The organism is Micromonospora sp. NPDC049203 (genome assembly GCF_043197215.1).
GTDB lineage: Bacteria > Actinomycetota > Actinomycetes > Mycobacteriales > Micromonosporaceae > Micromonospora.
In genome coordinates, this window is record NZ_JBICSV010000001.1 from 329,166 (window position 1) to 344,580 (window position 15,415).

The following is a 15,415-nucleotide window of genomic DNA, read 5'->3' on the forward strand; positions in this document are numbered from 1 at the left end:
CGGCCACTCCCCCGTCAGGTCATCGGCGCAGGCCGAGCCGCTCGATGAGCGACCGGTAGCGGTTGATGTCCTTCTTCTGGACGTAGTTCAGCAGCCGGCGGCGCCGGCCGACCAGCAGCAGCAGCCCACGGCGGCTGTGGTGGTCGTGCTTGTGCACCTTCAGGTGCTCGGTGAGCTCCGCGATCCGCTTGGTCAGGACCGCGACCTGCACCTCGGGCGAGCCGGTGTCGCCCTCGGCGGTCGCGTACTCCTGGCGGATCTTGGCCTTGGCTTCCTGGTCGAGCGCCATGTTCTCCCTGTTTCGTGGGTCATTCGATGAGGTCCGGAGCGGTCGTGGTGACCGGTGCAACGGACCGGTTCCTCGCACCCGCGGCGTCGTGCAGGCACGCGAGGCCCCCGTCGGTCAGCCGACGTCTCCGCCAGCCTACCAGCCCTCGCGCCGGACGGCCGGTCAAGGTGGCCCAGGCGGGTCAGAGCACCGCCCGGCGGGTGCGCTCCACGTCCTCGGCGATCTGGGCCACCAGCGGCTCGATCGCGTCGTACGTCCGCTGTTCACGCAGGTGCGCCACGAAGTCCAGGGCCAGCCGCTCGCCGTACAGGTCGCCGGCGAAGTCCAGCGCGTACGCCTCCACCCGCCGCTCCCGCCCGGAGAACGTCGGGTTGGTGCCGATCGACACCGCCGCGGCCAGCGGCTCGCCGTCGCGGCGCACCAGCCGGGCCGCGTACACGCCGTCGGCCGGCACCGCCGCGTACCTGTGGGTCAGCAGGTTGGCCGTCGGGTAACCCAGCTCACGTCCGCGCTGGTCACCACGGACCACCACGCCCTCGACCCGGTGCGGGCGGCCCAGCGCCGCCGCCGCCGCGCCCACGTCGCCCGCGTCGACGCAGGACCTGATGTACGTGGAGGAGAAGACCGTCCCCCGCTCGGCGACCAGCGGCGCCCCCTCGACGGCGAACCCGAAGGTGCTGCCCAGCCGCTCCAGCAGCGGAACGTCGCCCGCGGCCCGGTGCCCGAACCGGAAGTTGTCGCCGACCACCACCAGCGCGGCGTGCAGGTGCTCGACCAGGACGTCGTGCACGAACGCCTCGGGTGGCAGCCGGGAGAACTCGACTGTGAACGGCACCACGCAGAGCACGTCCACGCCGAGCGCCTCGATCAGCTCGGCCTTGCGGGCCGGCTCGGTCAGCACCGCCGGATGCGAGCCGGGGCGCACCACCTCGGCCGGGTGCGGGTCGAACGTCACCACCACCGACTTGACGCCCAGCTCCCGGGCCCGCGCCACGGTGTGCCCGATGGTGGCCTGGTGCCCCCGGTGCACGCCGTCGAAGACGCCGATGGTGACCACCGAGCGGCCCCAGCCGCCGGGTGCCGCCTCGTACCCCCGCCACCGCTGCATGCCGTTCCTCCCCTGTCCGCCCGCGTGCCGTTCAGGCCGGGGCCAGCACGATCTCCGCGCGGGCCCGACCGTCCCGCTCGCTGACGATAGCGATCAACCCGCCCGCCGGGTCGAAGACGGCGTACGGCCCGGTGATCCCGGCCGGCGTCAGCGGCCCGCCGTGGGACAGCACCCGGGCCTCGTCGGCGGTGGCGTCCCGGCGCGGGAAGAACCGCTCGGCGGCGGCGTCAAGCGGCAGGTTCACCACGTCCGGCGCGCGTGCTTCGAGCTGGTCGAGCGTGGCCGCCTCGGCGAGCGTGAACCCGCCCACGGCGGTCCGGCGCAGCGCGGTGAGGTGGCCGCCGACGCCGAGCGCGGCCCCCGCGTCGCGGGCCAGCGCCCGGATGTACGTCCCGGACGAGCAGGTCACGTCCACGTCCACGTCCACCACGTCCGGGGTGTCCCGGCGGATCGCGCGCACCTCCAGCCGGGACACGGTGACGCGCCGGGCGGGCAGGTCGACCGCCTCGCCGTCGCGGACCCGCTTGTACGCCCGCTGTCCGTTGATCTTGATGGCGCTCACCGCGCTCGGCACCTGGTCGATCTCGCCGGTGAGCGCGGCCAGCGCGGCGCGTACCCCGTCGTCGGTGACCGCGCCGGCCGGGGTGGTCGCGACCACCTCGCCCTCGGCGTCGTCGGTGACTGTGGACTGCCCCAGCCGGATCGTCGCGGCGTAGCTCTTGCCGGCGCCGATCACATAGGTGAGCAGCCGGGTCGCCCGCCCCACGCCGATCACCAGGACGCCGGTGGCCATCGGGTCGAGCGTGCCGCCGTGACCGACGCGGCGGGTACGGGCCAGCCGCCGGATGCGGGCCACCACGTCGTGCGACGTCATGCCGCCGGGCTTGTCGACCACGATCAGACCGTCTGTGCTCACGACCGCCAAGCCTGCCAGACGCCGGTGATCGGCCCTGCGGGGGATACCGCCGGCCGCCGGGGCCACCGACGCGGACCGACGCCCTGTACGACCTGGACCGCCCGATCAAGGGCCCCAACCCGTGCTGAGGCCGGGTGGTCAGCGCACCGCGCCGACCACCGCCCACGCGCCCGAGCGCATCCGCAGCAGCAGGCCGGCCAGCCGCAGCACCACGAACAGCGTCAGCCCGGCCCAGATCCCGCCCAGCCCGAGTTCGAACCCGTAGGCCAGCCAGATCGCCGGCAGGAACCCGCCGAACGCGCAGACGATGGTGAGGTTGCGCAGGTAGCGCACGTCGCCCGCGCCGATCAGCACCCCGTCGAGCGCGAACACCACGCCGCCGATCGGCTGGAGCGCGACGAACCAGGGCCAGGCCGTCATGGCCTGCTCGCGTACCTGCGGATCCGAGCTGAACCACGCCGGCACCACGCCGGCGCCGGCGGCGATCAGCACCGCGAAGGCCACGCCGCACAGCCCGCCGAGCAGCGCGACGCGGCGGGCCAGGAACCGCGCGCCGGCCGCGTCGCCGCCGCCGAGCGCGGCGCCGACGAGCGACTGCGCGGCGATGGCCAGGGCGTCGAGCACCAGCACGGTGAAGAACCACAGTTGGACGGCGATCTGGTGCGCGCCCACCGCGGCGGCGCCGAAGCGGGCCGCGACGGCGGTGGCGGACAGGAAGCTGGCCTGGAACGCGACGCCCCGCACGAGCAGGTCCCGGCTGAGCACGAGTTGCTGCCCGATCACCCGGGGCCGGGGACGCAGCGAGACCCGCTCGCGCACCAGCGCCGCCGCGAACAGGACACCGGAGAGCGTCTGCGCGATCGCGTTCGCCACCGCCGAGCCGACCAGGCCGAGCCCGGCCGGATAGACCAGCAGCGGGCAGAGCAGCGCGGAGAGCAGGTTCGGGCCGAGCACGAACAGCAGCGGGCGGCGGGTGTCCTGGATGCCGCGCAGCCAGCCGTTGCCGGCGGCGGCGAGCAGCAGGCCGGGCGCGCCGAGCGCCGCGACCCGCAGCCATCCGGCGGCGGCGTCGGCCACCTCGCCGGGGCCGCCGACGAGGGTACGCGCCAGCGCGCCACCACCGATCCCGATGGCGATCGCCACCAGCACTCCGGTGGCCAGCGCGAGCCACGACGCCTGCACGCCCTCGGCCACCGCGGCGGCCCGGTCCCCCGCACCGAAGCGGCGGGCCGATCGCCCGGTGGTGCCGTACGCGACGACGGTGCCGACCCAGGCGGTGAGCGTCATGACGGTGCCGCCGACGGCGAGCGCGGCCAGCGGCACCCGGCCGAGGTGACCGACCACCGCGGTGTCGACCAGGACGTAGAGCGGCTCGGCGGCCAGCACCACGAGGGCGGGCAGCGCGAGCGCGGCGATCCGCCGGGGTGTGGCGGCGGTGGCGGGGGCGGCGGTCGTGCTCATCGCCGCCGATCCTGGCACGCGCTCAGTAAGGTCCGCAAGCAGGGTGGCTACTTACTGATCGCGGCCAGGAGTCGAGCGGTGTCTCGCTGTCCCGTCCGCGTTGAGTTGGCACCGTCCGGTATGACCTGGCACGGGGTTGGCACTGTCCGGGTTGAGGTGGCACGTCCGGTACGGTGCTGTCCGGTCCCGACGAGTGTGCGTGTGTTTGGTCTCGACCGGCAGTCAGCTGTGTGCCGATCGGGCACTACGGCGCGCCGACTGTCGCGGCAATGGCCGCGTACTTGCGGTCCGGGCGGTCCGGGGACTGCTGCTGCAAGCGCTGAAGTTCGGTGAAACCAGCCTTTGCCAGGCGGGCAGAGAATGTGTCTACGGGCCAGCGGTATGCCGTGTGGACCTTGTGATCGAACGCGGCCACATCGTCGTCGCTGTCGAAGAAGCCGATCACCAGGTTCCCGGAAGGAGGCAGCATCCGGCGGAACTCGGCGAGTACCGCATCCAGTTCCGATGGCGGTAGGTGGATGGTCGAGTACCAGGAGAGGATGCCGGCCACCGAGTGGTCGGGAAGGTCCAGGTCCGTCATTGATCCGAGCTGGAACGCCGGCCCGGGAAAGTGGGTCCGGGCGTAGCCGATGAACTCAGGTACCAAGTCGACGCCGGTCACGTTGGCGCCGAGCGAATGCAGGTAGGCGCTCCAATGCCCGGGGCCGCAACCGAGATCGAGCACGGCGCCGTCCAAGCCGACGAGGTGGTCTCGGACAAGGGCCGTGTCATCCACGTGGGCCTGCCAGTCACCATCGAACAGGGCGATGTACTGCTCGGACATGTGCGAGTAGGCGTCGCGGACCGGCTGGTTGCTCACGGCGCCACTCTAAAGTCTGCCCGCGTTCCGCCCCGAACCCAGTACGCGTCCGGATTGAGGTGGCACGTCCGGTACGGTGCCGGGGTGCTGCGCGCGGTGCCGGGCCTGTGTGGGCCGCTGACGGCTGAGTTCGAGGTCGGCTACGTCGGCGCCGAGGGATCGGAGGTCCGCACCTCCTTGATCGACTCGACGGGGGTGCTGTTCGAGCTGGTCAAGCCGGTACGCGGCTTCCCGTCGTACAAGCGGCAGCGCAACTTCCCGGGCTTGTGGTGGTCGTCGACGACCGGCGCTCACGTCGGGTACGAGTCGTGGCTGGAGCGCGATCACCTGATGCTGCTCGACTTCGACCCGGCGGTGGCCGGGATCGCGTCGCAGCCGTTCTGGCTGTTCTGGGATGACGAGGCTTCCGGCCGGCGCCGTTCGCACGCGCCGGACTACTTCGCCCGGCTGGCCGACGGGCGGGGCCTGGTGGTGGACTGCCGACCAGTCGACCGGATCAAGCCGCGTGACGCCGCGGCGCGCGGAAGTCGTCGGCGCAAGAGGCGGTCCATCCGGGGCGACGGTAGCGCGGGCGGGTTCCCGCGCGGCGGTGACGTCGGCGGCGGGCTGCGGGTGCGGCCCGGCCGGCGTCACCGCCGGACGGCGTACGTCACTGACGGGTGTCCATCGAGGTCTGCAGCGCGCGGCGCATCTGCTCGCGCGCCTCGTCGGTGGTGGTCTCGGTCCGCGGCTTGCGCTTGCTGGGCATCTGAAGGTCCTTCCAGGGTGCGGACCGCCGGGACATGGCGGTCCTACGGGCGCCCGGCGCTCCGGGTCGGCGCGACGACACATCGCGCCACGACCGGGAGTCGTCGGCGGCTGAACGCCCGGCAGCGGTCCGGGATCACCGGAGCGGCTCGCCTGGCAGCGGGAGCCCGGGTCGGTCTGACCCTGGAGGGAGGCGAGGCCGGGTGCGGCACCACCGCCCGTGACCAGCGCCGCGAAGCGCCGGTCCCGCACCCAAATTAACGTTCACTTTCCAGATGCTGCCCACTGTTCCCGAAATGCGGAAAGATCAATGTCGTCGTCCCGCCCCGGCGAGGGCGGTCAGCGGGCCAGGAAGTGCCAGCCCAGCCACCACCAGAACCCGAACAGGCCGATCCGGCCGACCGGCACCGGGCCCACCTCGTAGCGCATCACGAACGCGCAGACGTCTGCCATCGACGGGATCCGCGAACCCTCCCGGCGCGCGGCCCACTCGACGACCGCGAACAGCACGATCGAGACTCCGAACCCGCCGATCGCCAGTGCCCGCATCATCGGCGCACCAGTCCCCAGAACGTGGACAGCCACGCGAACCAGGCCGCCGAACGGACCAGGCTGTCCTCCAGCAGCGGATCGGCCAGCCGGGAGAAGGTGGGGAAGTCGTCGCCCGCCGCCATCACGAACGTCGCCCCCTCGAAGACCCCGAAGACGGTCACCGGCACCAGCCACCAGAGCGCGACCGACGGCAACCGGCGCGGCGCCGGACGCCGGGGCACCCGGTTGCTCAGGCCGACCCAGATCAGCCCTCCGCCGGTGGTGACGATGTAGAGGTTCGCGGCGGTCGAGAAGGACGGCATCTGGCCGCCGACGAGGGACAGGCAGATCAGCACCGGCACGGAGACGACCGGCCGGTCCCAGGCCCGGGGCGCCTCGACGGTGAGCTCACGGGGATGATCCATCAACCGATTGTCCCCAGCGTCACGCACGGCGGAAAGCCCGGCACGCGTCGTGCTCCCCCGAAAACGCGCCGATCAGCTCACACTTGCGGTGGCCAGCTCCGCGCGGATCAGCCCGACCACCTCGTCGAGCGCCCCCCGCCCGGTGAAACCGGCGGCGAACCGGTGCCCGCCGCCGCCGAGCGCCACCGCCACCGCGCTCACGTCCACCGCGCCCTTGCTGCGCAGCGACACCGCCCACTCGGCCTCGCCCGCCTGCTTGACCACGCAGCTCACGTCCGCCTCGGCGGTGCAGCGCACCGAGTCGATCAGCGCCTCCAGCACGTACGCGGGCTGGTCGTGGCGGACCAGGTCGTCGCGGGTGGCGTACGTCCAGACGAGGCCGTGCCCGGCGGCCGCAGCCGGTTCCAGCGTGGCCCGGCCGAGCACCTCGCCGAAGAGGCGGACCGCGCCGAACGGGCGGGTGTCGAAGACCCGCCGGGAGATGTCGCCCGGGCGGATGCCGGTGGCCACCAGGCGCGCGGCCGTCTCGTGCACGGCCGGGGTGGTCGCCTCGAAGCGGAACGAGCCGGTGTCGGTGGCGAGCGCGACGTACATCCCGGTGGCGATCTCCGCGTCCAGCGGCACGCCGAGCCGGTCCAGCAGCTCCAGCGCGACCACCGAGGTGGCGGCGGCGTGCGGGTCGACCAGGCTGATCCGGCCGAAGCCGCTGTTCGAGGCGTGGTGGTCGAGCACCAGCGACGTGCCAGCCGTGTCCAGCCGGTCGGCCAGGTCGCCCAGCCGGGACTCGCTCGCCGCGTCGAAGCAGATCACCAGGTCCGGCGCCGGGTACGCGTCGTCCTGCGGCACCAGCAGATCCACGCCGGGCATCCAGCGGAACGGCTCGGGCACCTCCGGCGGGCCGGGGAAGGTGGCCTGGAGATCACGTACGCCGAGCCGGCGCAGGCCCAGCCCGAAGCCGAGCATGCTGCCCAGCGCGTCCCCGTCCGGGTTCACGTGGCAGATCAGCAGCACCCGCGCGTCGGCGGGGAGGTCGCGTACCGCCGCGACGGCGGCGGCCCACGCGGTCTCGGTGGGCCCGGCGGCCTCGGTCACCGGCTCTCGCCGGCGCGCGGCTCGTCGTCGTCGGCGTCCCCGGCCGGGGCGTCGTCGGCGTCCTCGTCGTCCTCGACCCGGTACGGCTGGGCCTCACCGGCGTACGAGGCCTTGGCGGCCAGCCGCTGCACCTCGGCGTCGGCGGTACGCGCGGCCGCGAGCAGATCGTCGATGTGCTTGACCTGGTCCTGCACGTCGTCGAGGACGAAGGTGAGCGTCGGCGAGTGCCGCAGCCCGAGCGCCTTGCCGACGGTGCTGCGCAGCATGCCGTTGGCGCTCTCCAGCGCGGCGGCGGTGCTCGCCTGGGCCGCCGCGTCGCCGAGCACCGTGTAGAAGACTGTGGCGTCGCGCAGGTCGGCGGTGATCCGGGCGTCGGTGATCGTGATCATCCCGAGCCGGGGGTCCTTGATCTGGCTACGCACCACCGACGCGACGAGTTCCCGGATGCGCTCCGCGTGCCGGCGAACCTTTGCCTGATCCGTCATGTCCCCCACCTCCGGGATCACCTTTACCCACGACGACGCCGGATCTCCGTGCGATCCGGGCCGTCGGCCGGAGACGGGGCGCGTGGGCGCCGCCGGGTCCGACCGCCCAACGCTGAAGAACACTACCCGCGCCCGGCCGGCGCCCGCGCGGCACGGCCGCAGTGCCGCGCGGTCAGTCGTCCGTGCCGTGCAGGCGACGGCGTACCGACAGCAGCTCGGTCTCCGGGCGGGCGGCGACCAGCCGCTCGCAGGAGTCGAGCACCTCGCGGACATGAGCCGGCTCGGCGGCCACCACGGCCACCCCGATCTCGGCCCGGCCGTGCAGGTCCAGCGCCCCCACCTCGGCGGTGGAGACCTCGAACTTGCGCAGCGCGGCGACGATCGGCCGGACGTACGACCGCTTGGCCTTCAGGGAGCGGGAGTCACCCGGGAGCAACAGGTCGAACAGCGCGGTTCCGGTATACACGGCGAGCAACGGTACGCCGGGCGGCGCACCCCGGCACCCGATTAAGGCGCGACCGCCACCAGCACGTCCCGCTCGATCGCCTGGTCGACCCGGTGTGCGAAGTCACCGAAACCGGGGCCGTCCAGCACCCGCAGCCCGGCGTCGGCCAGCACCGCCTCCGCCCGCGCCCGCGGCGCCACGTGCGTGTTCCAGGACAGCCCGAGCGCGCCACCCGGGCGCAGCAGCTCCCGCCACACCGGCACGGCGGCGGTGAGCAGCTCCAGCGGGCTGCGGGACAGCCCCTGACCGGTACGGCTGCCGTGCGCCACCCCGTACGGCGCGTCGGTGACGATCACGTCGGCGCAGCGGGCGCGCAACGCCTCGCGGGCCCGGGTGGTGTCGGTGTTCAGCACTGTGATCCGCTGCGTGGCGCCGGCCCGGTGCTCGTCCCGCGACGGTGCGACGACGGCCTCGAACCGGCGGGCGACCAGCTTGCGGTCCCGGCGCACCGACGTCGACTCGGTGGTGTGCTTGAGCCGCTTGCGGCGCAGCCAGGTACGCAGGAACGCCGCGTACGCCTCCACGTCCTGACTGTCACGCTCGATGCCGATGCCGTCGTAGCCGTACATGAGCGCCTGGTTGAGCGTGGTGCCCCGGCCGCAGAGCGGGTCCAGCACCACCACCGGCCCGTCCAGCATCCGCGGCGCGGCGGCGGAGGCGAGCACAGTGACGTTGAGCAACAGGCGGGTGAACTGCTCGTTCGTCTTTCCGGCGTACTTGGGGATGGTGATCAGGTCGGAGTCGTACCGGGCCAGCGGGCGCAGCGGCACCGGCCGCAGCAGGTCGTCGCCGACCCGCTCGAACAGCGCGTACGCCGCCGACAGGTTCGCCAGGTAGGCCAGGTCCCGCTCGCCGAGCCCGGGTTCGGCGGTGCCGAACGTCAGGTACTCCACCCCGCCGATCTCCGTCACCTCCGCGTCGGCCGGTACGGCGCCGAGGACGCCGGAGCCGGCGAACACGGCCAGTTCGGCGCGGGCCAGCCGGGCCGCCGCGTCGGCGTAGACGCGGTTGGCGGAGGGGGCGAGGAGTAGTGCGTACCGGATCACGCCGCAGATTGTCGCAGCCTGCGGAGACGGCGACGGCCGGGGCCCGAAGGCCCCGGCCGCCGGCCGGTCGTACGCGTGGTCGTCAGGCGCGCGGCTTCTCGCGCATCTCGAACGTCTCGATGACGTCGCCGACCTGGACGTTGTTGTAGCCGCCCAGCGTCAGACCACACTCGAAGCCCTCGCGGACCTCGGTCGCGTCGTCCTTGAACCGCTTCAAGGAGCTGATCGTGAGGTTGTCCGCCACGACCGCACCGTCCCGCAGCAGCCGCGCCTTGGCGTTGCGGCGGATGAGGCCGGACCGGACGATACAGCCGGAGATGTTGCCGATCTTGGACGAGCGGAAGACGTCGCGGATCTCCGCGGTGCCCAGCTCGACCTCCTCGTACTCCGGCTTGAGCAGACCCTTGAGCGCGGCGTCGATCTCCTCGATGGCCTGGTAGATGACGGTGTAGTACCGGATCTCCACGCCCTCGCGGTCGGCCATCTCGCGGACCTTGTTCGAGGCCCGAACGTTGAAGCCGATGATCGTGACCGCCTCGGACGAGGCGCTCGCGAGCATGACGTCGCTCTCGGTGATCGCACCCACGCCCCGGTGGATGATCCGAAGCTGGACTTCCTCGGGGATGTCGAGGTTGAACAGCGCGTCCTCGAGCGCCTCCACCGAACCGGAGACGTCGCCCTTGAGCACCAGGTTGAGCGAGGTCTTCTCGCCCTCCTTGAGCTGCTCCATGAGCGTCTCGAGAGTGGCCCGGCCACGGGAGTTGGCGAACGAAGCCGCCCGCCGCCGTGCCTGCCGCTGCTCGGCGATCTGCCGCACGGTCCGGTCGTCCTCGGCGGCCAGGAAGGTGTCACCCGCACCCGGCACCGTGGTCAGACCCAGCACCATGACCGGACGCGCCGGACCGGCCGAGTCGACCGGCTTGCCGTTCTCGTCCAGCATGGCCCGCACGCGGCCGTGCGCCCCACCGGCGACGATCGAGTCACCGGCACGCAGGGTGCCCTTCTGCACCAGCACGGTCGCCACCGCGCCACGGCCCTTGTCCAGGTGCGCCTCGATGGCGACACCCTGCGCCGGCCCGTCGATCGGAGCGGTCAGCTCCAGCGACGCGTCGGCGGTCAGCAGCACGGCCTCGAGCAGTTCCTCGATGCCGATGCCGGGCTTGGCCGCCACGTTGACGAACATGGTCTCGCCGCCGTACTCCTCGGCGACCAGGCCGTACTCGGTCAGCTGCTGGCGGACCTTGTCCGGGTTCGCCTCGGGCTTGTCGACCTTGTTGACCGCGACCACGATCGGCACGTCCGCCGCCTTGGCGTGGTTGAGCGCCTCGATGGTCTGCGGCATCACGCCGTCGTCCGCCGCCACCACCAGGATCACGATGTCCGTGACCTGGGCGCCACGGGCACGCATGGCGGTGAACGCCTCGTGACCCGGGGTGTCGATGAACGTCACCGCGCGGTCCTCGCCCTCGTGCGGGACGTGGACCTGGTAGGCGCCGATGTGCTGGGTGATGCCACCCGCCTCGCCGGCCACCACGTTCGCCTTGCGGATCGCGTCGAGCAGCTTGGTCTTACCGTGGTCGACGTGACCCATGACGGTCACCACCGGCGCACGGCTGACCAGGCGGTCCTCCGCGACCTCGGCGTCGAGGTCGATGTTGAACTGCGCGAGCAGCTCGCGGTCCTCGTCCTCCGGGCTGACGATCTGCACGTCGAAGCCGAGGTGCTCACCCAGCAGCTGCAGGGTCTCGTCGGAGCACGACTGGGTCGCCGTCACCATCTCGCCCAGGTTGAACATCTCCTGGACCAGCGAACCCGGGTTGGCGTTGATCTTGTCGGCGAAGTCCGACAGCGAGGCGCCACGGGACAACCGGACGACCTGACCCTGACCGCGGGGCGCGCCCGAGGACATGGTCGGCGCCGACAGGTTGTCGAACTCCTGTCTGCGCTGCTTCTTGGACTTGCGACCACGGGTCGGCCGGCCGCCGGGACGCCCGAAGGCACCCGCCGCGCCACCGCCACGGCCACGGCCGCCGCCGCCGGGACGGCCACCGCCGCCGACCGGACCACCCGGACGGAAACCACCGCCGGGAGCACCGCCACCGCCGCCGGGACCGCCGCGGTAACCACCGCCACCGCCGCCACCACCGGGACCGCCGCGGTAACCACCGCCACCGCCACCGCCGCCGGGACCGCCGCGGTAACCACCGCCGCCGCCACCGGGACGACCGGCGCCACCGCCGGGTCCGCCACGACCGCCACCGGGGCCGCCGGGACGGCCGGTGGTCGGGCGCTGGCTCGGCATGGAGGCCGGGCTGGGCCGAGGCGGCATCGAGGCCGGGCTCGGCCGCGGCGGCATACCGGCCGGGCTGGGACGGGGACCGCCCGCGCCCGCGGCCGGGGGCCGCTGCTGCTGCCCGCCCTGGATACCGAACGGGTTGTTACCGGCGCCACGCGCCGGCGGACGCCCACCGGGCCGGGCACCGGGGCCCTGACCCTGTCCCGGACCACCGGGACGGCCGGCGGCCGGGGAACCCGGACGCGGCGGCATGGCGTTCGGGCCGGGACGCGGGCCGGGACGGGGACCGCCCTCGGCCGGAGGCTCCCGGCGTACGGTCTCGCGCTGCTGCTGGCGGGCGGCCTGGGCGGCCTTGACCGCGGCCTCCTGCTCAGCCTTGAGCGCGGCGGCACGCGCCTCGGCGGCCGCCACTTCGATGTCGTGCGCGCTCGCCGGCTTGGCGACCGGAGTCGCCGGCTGCGGCGGGCCGGGGACCGGGCCCTTGGGCTTCGGTCCAGGGGTCGGCGCGGCCGGACGCCGGGGCGGCATCGGCCTGGCCGAGACCCGGGGGGCACCCGGGGTCGGGGTGGGCGTCGGGGTCGGTGCCGGGCCACTGGGCGCGGCAGCCGGCGGACCGGCGGGCGCCGACGAACCGGCTACGAACGCGCTACGCAGCCGTCGGGCGACAGGCGCCTCGACGGTGCTGGACGCGGACTTCACGAACTCGCCCATCTCCTTGAGCTTGGCGAGAACGGTCTTGCTTTCGACCCCGAGCTCCTTGGCAAGCTCGTGTACGCGGGCCTTTCCTGCCACTGCACTCCTCACTCCGAGGTCGTGCGGGCAGCACCCGCAGCGACCTCACTCCTGCACTTGAAGCCTGGTCATTTCAGGGACTTCATCGTGTGCTCATGTCGGTCGTCCTACCTTGCTAGCGACCCTCGACCGGTCGGGTTGACCGGTCGTCGGGGGTTGCGCGTCGACGTGCTCCGCAAGCGCACCGTGGTCGGGGACCCCGGTGAGGCGCAGTGCCCGCCCGAAGGCGCGGCGACGCACCGCCTGCGCGAAGCAGGCCGGATCAGGGTGCATGTTCGCTCCCCGACCCGGCAGTCTGCGGGCCGGATCGGGCCGGAGGCTGGAATGACCAGCCTCGTCACCGATCGCGACGACCCGCAACAACTCGCTGGCCGGCGCTCGTTTCCGGCAGCCCACACAGGTGCGCTCCGGCAGCGCGCGTCGTGCCACTGAGAAAGTCTACCCCTAGCTGCCCGAGATCGCGCCGCCCGGCTCCCGTACGTGATCAGCTCCGCCCCGGCCACCGCCCGGCGCGGCGGTCTCCGCGTCGGACCGGATGTCGATGCGCCAACCGGTCAGGCGTGCCGCGAGGCGGGCGTTCTGCCCTTCCCGGCCGATCGCGAGCGAGAGCTGGAAGTCCGGGACGGTCACCCGGGCGGTACGGGTGGCCAGGTCGACCACCTCGACCCGCAGCGCCTTGGCCGGCGACAACGCGTTGCCGACGAACGTCGCCGGGTCGTCCGACCAGTCGATGATGTCGATCTTCTCGCCGTGCAGCTCGCTCATCACGGCGCGCACCCGCTGGCCCATCGGCCCGATGCAGGCGCCCTTGGCGTTCACGCCGGGCGTGGTCGACCGTACGGCGATCTTCGTACGGTGACCTGCCTCACGCGCGATCGCGGCGATCTCCACGGTGCCGTCGGCGATCTCCGGAACCTCCAGCGCGAACAGCTTCTTCACCAGCGCCGGGTGCGTGCGGGACAGCGTGATCTGCGGCCCGCGCATGCCCTTGGCGACGTGCACGACCACGCAGCGGATCCGCTCGCCGTGCTGCGGATCCTCGCCCGGGACCTGCTCGGACTGGGGCAGGACGCCTTCCAGCTTGCCCAGGTCGACGCTGATGATGCCCTTCTCCCGGCGCGTCTCGTGCGCCTGCACCACGCCGGTGACCAGGTCACCGTCGCGGCCGACGTACTCGCCGAAGTGCACCTCGTCGGTGGCCTCGCGCAGCCGCTGGAGGATCACCTGCTTGGCGGTCATGGCGGCGATCCGCCCGAAGTCGTGCGGTGTGTCGTCCCACTCCCGGGTCACCGTGCCGTCGGCGTCCAGTTCCTGCGCGAAGACCGAGGCGGCCCCGCTCTTGCGGTCGATCTCCACCCGGGCGTGCGGCTCGGCGCCGTCGGTGTGCCGGTAGGCGGTCAGCAGCGCGGTCTCGATCGCCGCGAGGATCGTGTCGAACGGGATCTCCCGCTCGCGCTCCAGGGCGCGCAGCGCCGCGAGGTCGATGTTCACCTCTCCTCGTCCTCCAGATCTTCGTCGTCGTCGGTGTCGTCACCGAAGTCCTCGTCGGCCAGGTCGTCCAGGCGGTTGAACTCCACCTGGACCCGGCCGGGCCCGAGTTCGGCGTACGGGTGTTCGGCGGGGCCGGCGTCGGTCTCCAGCACCACGCGTTCGTCGTCGGCGGCCGTGATGCGGCCGGTGAGCTGGCGGTCCCCCGCGTCGCCGCGGACGGTGACCTTTACCAGCCGCCCGGCGTTGCGCCGCCAGTGCCGGGGCAGGGTGAGCGGGCGGTCCACGCCGGGCGAGCTGACCTCGAGCTGGTACTCGCCGGCGACGATGTCGCCACCGGCCTCCTCGGCCGCGTCCAGCGCCGCCGAGACCGCGCGGGAGACGTCCGCCACGGCGTCCAGGTTGATCCCGCCGTCGGCGTCCACGATCACCCGGACCACGTGCCGCCGGCCGGCGCGGGAGACGGAGAGGTCCTCCAGGTCGTAACCGGCCGCCGTGACGACCGGTTCGATCACCTCGCGCAGCCGGTTGCGGCGGGCGGCGAGGTCGCCGCGGGGTGCGCCGCTCCGGTCCGTGCCGCGGGGCCCGTCGGACCGGCGGGGCCGCCCGGCGGGCCCCGTCGGCCGGGTGGCACGGCCACGCTGCGTCATTGCGCGCACCTCTCCTGCTGTTGCCACGACCCGCGGGCCGTGTTGTCCGGGCCGGTGCGGGCGTTCGGCCCGCCATACCGGCGCGCCACCGGGGCGTCCGCGCCCGGTGGTTGCGCAGAGCGTAACGCTTGTGGCCGTCGACGGACCCGGCGGCGCACCGAGACCCTGACCCACAAGGCAGCGCGGATGGTGTTGACTCTGTCAGGTGGGGATCGGCAGAACACCAACCAACCAGGTCGGAGCGGGGCATTCCCGGCGCTGGCTGCTACGCGCCGGCGGGCTCGTGGCGCTCGGCGGCGCGACGGCGCCGCTGACCGGTTGTGATCTTTTCGACCGCGACAAGGAGCCACCGGCGCCGGACGCGCTGGAGCCGCTGGCCGCCGAGGCGCTCGCGCTGGAGGCCCGCTACCGGGCCGCCGCCACCGCCGCGCCGGCGCTGGCCGGGCGGCTCACCCCGATCGCCGACGCGCACCGGGCGCACGCCGAGGAGCTACGCCGGGTGATCGGCCGGCCGGCACCCTCCGGCGCCCCGGCGGCCGGGGCCTCGGCGAGCGCGCCCGCCCCCGACGCCGTGCTTCCCGAGCTGCGCCGGGCCGAGCAGGAGGGCCGCGTGAACGCGGCCCGGGCGTGCGCCGAGGCGCCGGCCGAGCGGGCCGCGCTGCTCGGTTCGATCGCCGCCGCGCGCGCCACCCACGTGGAGGCACTCAAGTGAACGAACGCACCGA

The 15,415-nt window shown here is 73.3% G+C and carries 16 protein-coding genes and 1 pseudogene; 2 read left to right on the top strand and 15 right to left on the bottom strand.

The features are described from left to right. Positions 1 to 19: 19 nt before the first annotated feature. From rpsO to ACGFIA_RS01505, 5 genes are all read right to left on the bottom strand, one after another. Positions 20 to 289 (bottom strand): 30S ribosomal protein S15, encoded by a 270-nt coding sequence (gene rpsO, locus ACGFIA_RS01485; RefSeq protein ID WP_013284678.1) that lies wholly within the window; start codon positions 287 to 289, stop codon positions 20 to 22. Positions 290 to 470: 181 nt separating this feature from the next. After that, a complete protein-coding gene (locus ACGFIA_RS01490) occupies positions 471 to 1,397 on the bottom strand; it encodes a bifunctional riboflavin kinase/FAD synthetase (protein ID WP_357382475.1) in 927 nt (308 codons plus the stop codon). A 31-nt stretch (positions 1,398 to 1,428) separates the two neighbouring features. Then, complete coding sequence (gene truB / locus ACGFIA_RS01495; RefSeq protein ID WP_357382473.1) at positions 1,429 to 2,313, bottom strand: tRNA pseudouridine(55) synthase TruB; 885 nt, start codon at positions 2,311 to 2,313, stop codon at positions 1,429 to 1,431. A 138-nt stretch (positions 2,314 to 2,451) separates the two neighbouring features. Next, the gene (locus ACGFIA_RS01500) at positions 2,452 to 3,774 is read right to left on the bottom strand and encodes an MATE family efflux transporter (protein ID WP_357467374.1); all 1,323 of its coding nucleotides are present in this window, start codon (positions 3,772 to 3,774) and stop codon (positions 2,452 to 2,454) included. A gap of 244 nt (positions 3,775 to 4,018) precedes the next feature. Continuing rightward, on the bottom strand, positions 4,019 to 4,633 hold the full coding sequence (locus ACGFIA_RS01505) for a class I SAM-dependent methyltransferase (protein WP_357382469.1): 615 nt from the start codon (positions 4,631 to 4,633) through the stop codon (positions 4,019 to 4,021). A gap of 195 nt (positions 4,634 to 4,828) precedes the next feature. Here ACGFIA_RS01505 and ACGFIA_RS01510 point away from each other — a divergent pair. Further along, positions 4,829 to 5,143 (top strand): annotated as a pseudogene (locus ACGFIA_RS01510) (TnsA-like heteromeric transposase endonuclease subunit); the annotation flags it as partial. Between the two features lie 576 nt (positions 5,144 to 5,719). Here ACGFIA_RS01510 and ACGFIA_RS01515 read toward each other — a convergent pair. The 10 genes from ACGFIA_RS01515 to rimP all read right to left on the bottom strand — a co-directional run bounded on the left by ACGFIA_RS01515 (position 5,720) and on the right by rimP (position 14,690). Then, the gene (locus ACGFIA_RS01515; protein WP_357382766.1) at positions 5,720 to 5,929 is read right to left on the bottom strand and encodes a DUF6186 family protein; all 210 of its coding nucleotides are present in this window, start codon (positions 5,927 to 5,929) and stop codon (positions 5,720 to 5,722) included. Continuing rightward, entirely contained in the window at positions 5,929 to 6,336 is a 408-nt protein-coding gene (locus tag ACGFIA_RS01520) for a hypothetical protein (RefSeq protein ID WP_357382467.1), read from the bottom strand. The genes ACGFIA_RS01515 and ACGFIA_RS01520 overlap by 1 nt, the downstream gene beginning before the upstream one ends. A 72-nt stretch (positions 6,337 to 6,408) precedes the next feature. Then, positions 6,409 to 7,428 carry a bifunctional oligoribonuclease/PAP phosphatase NrnA gene (locus ACGFIA_RS01525; RefSeq protein ID WP_357476206.1) on the bottom strand — a complete coding sequence of 340 codons (1,020 nt, stop codon included), beginning with the start codon at positions 7,426 to 7,428 and terminating at the stop codon, positions 6,409 to 6,411. Beyond that, positions 7,425 to 7,913 carry a 30S ribosome-binding factor RbfA gene (rbfA, locus tag ACGFIA_RS01530; RefSeq protein WP_357382463.1) on the bottom strand — a complete coding sequence of 163 codons (489 nt, stop codon included), beginning with the start codon at positions 7,911 to 7,913 and terminating at the stop codon, positions 7,425 to 7,427. Before rbfA ends, ACGFIA_RS01525 begins: the two co-directional genes overlap by 4 nt. 172 nt (positions 7,914 to 8,085) lie before the next feature. Beyond that, positions 8,086 to 8,379 carry a DUF503 domain-containing protein gene (locus tag ACGFIA_RS01535; RefSeq protein WP_357476208.1) on the bottom strand — a complete coding sequence of 98 codons (294 nt, stop codon included), beginning with the start codon at positions 8,377 to 8,379 and terminating at the stop codon, positions 8,086 to 8,088. Between the two features lie 41 nt (positions 8,380 to 8,420). Beyond that, positions 8,421 to 9,464, bottom strand: a complete 1,044-nt coding sequence (locus ACGFIA_RS01540; protein ID WP_357467365.1) for an SAM-dependent methyltransferase — start codon at positions 9,462 to 9,464, stop codon at positions 8,421 to 8,423. 82 nt (positions 9,465 to 9,546) lie between these two features. Continuing rightward, the gene (infB, locus tag ACGFIA_RS01545) at positions 9,547 to 12,552 is read right to left on the bottom strand and encodes a translation initiation factor IF-2 (RefSeq protein WP_357382459.1); all 3,006 of its coding nucleotides are present in this window, start codon (positions 12,550 to 12,552) and stop codon (positions 9,547 to 9,549) included. 93 nt (positions 12,553 to 12,645) lie between these two features. Continuing rightward, a complete protein-coding gene (locus tag ACGFIA_RS01550; RefSeq protein WP_357382457.1) occupies positions 12,646 to 12,981 on the bottom strand; it encodes a YlxR family protein in 336 nt (111 codons plus the stop codon). 15 nt (positions 12,982 to 12,996) lie between these two features. Next, positions 12,997 to 14,043: a transcription termination factor NusA gene (gene nusA, locus ACGFIA_RS01555; RefSeq protein WP_357382455.1), complete on the bottom strand. Its 1,047-nt coding sequence runs from the start codon at positions 14,041 to 14,043 to the stop codon at positions 12,997 to 12,999. Continuing rightward, complete coding sequence (gene rimP, locus ACGFIA_RS01560) at positions 14,040 to 14,690, bottom strand: ribosome maturation factor RimP (RefSeq protein WP_357382453.1); 651 nt, start codon at positions 14,688 to 14,690, stop codon at positions 14,040 to 14,042. The genes nusA and rimP overlap by 4 nt, the downstream gene beginning before the upstream one ends. 262 nt (positions 14,691 to 14,952) lie before the next feature. On the opposite strand from rimP, the gene ACGFIA_RS01565 reads away from it, so the two are divergent. After that, the gene (locus ACGFIA_RS01565; RefSeq protein ID WP_357382764.1) at positions 14,953 to 15,402 is read left to right on the top strand and encodes a hypothetical protein; all 450 of its coding nucleotides are present in this window, start codon (positions 14,953 to 14,955) and stop codon (positions 15,400 to 15,402) included. Positions 15,403 to 15,415 lie beyond the last annotated feature (13 nt).

Excerpts from the sequence above, each read along its gene's own strand:
- rbfA (WP_357382463.1), bottom strand. The coding sequence starts at position 7,913 with ATGACGGATCAGGCAAAGGTTCGCCGGCACGCGGAGCGCATCCGGGAA.
- rimP (WP_357382453.1), bottom strand. The coding sequence starts at position 14,690 with ATGACGCAGCGTGGCCGTGCCACCCGGCCGACGGGGCCCGCCGGGCGG.
- ACGFIA_RS01490 (WP_357382475.1), bottom strand. The coding sequence starts at position 1,397 with ATGCAGCGGTGGCGGGGGTACGAGGCGGCACCCGGCGGCTGGGGCCGC.
- ACGFIA_RS01520 (WP_357382467.1), bottom strand. The coding sequence starts at position 6,336 with ATGGATCATCCCCGTGAGCTCACCGTCGAGGCGCCCCGGGCCTGGGAC.
- rpsO (WP_013284678.1), bottom strand. The coding sequence starts at position 289 with ATGGCGCTCGACCAGGAAGCCAAGGCCAAGATCCGCCAGGAGTACGCG.
- ACGFIA_RS01515 (WP_357382766.1), bottom strand. The coding sequence starts at position 5,929 with ATGCGGGCACTGGCGATCGGCGGGTTCGGAGTCTCGATCGTGCTGTTC.
- ACGFIA_RS01500 (WP_357467374.1), bottom strand. The coding sequence starts at position 3,774 with ATGAGCACGACCGCCGCCCCCGCCACCGCCGCCACACCCCGGCGGATC.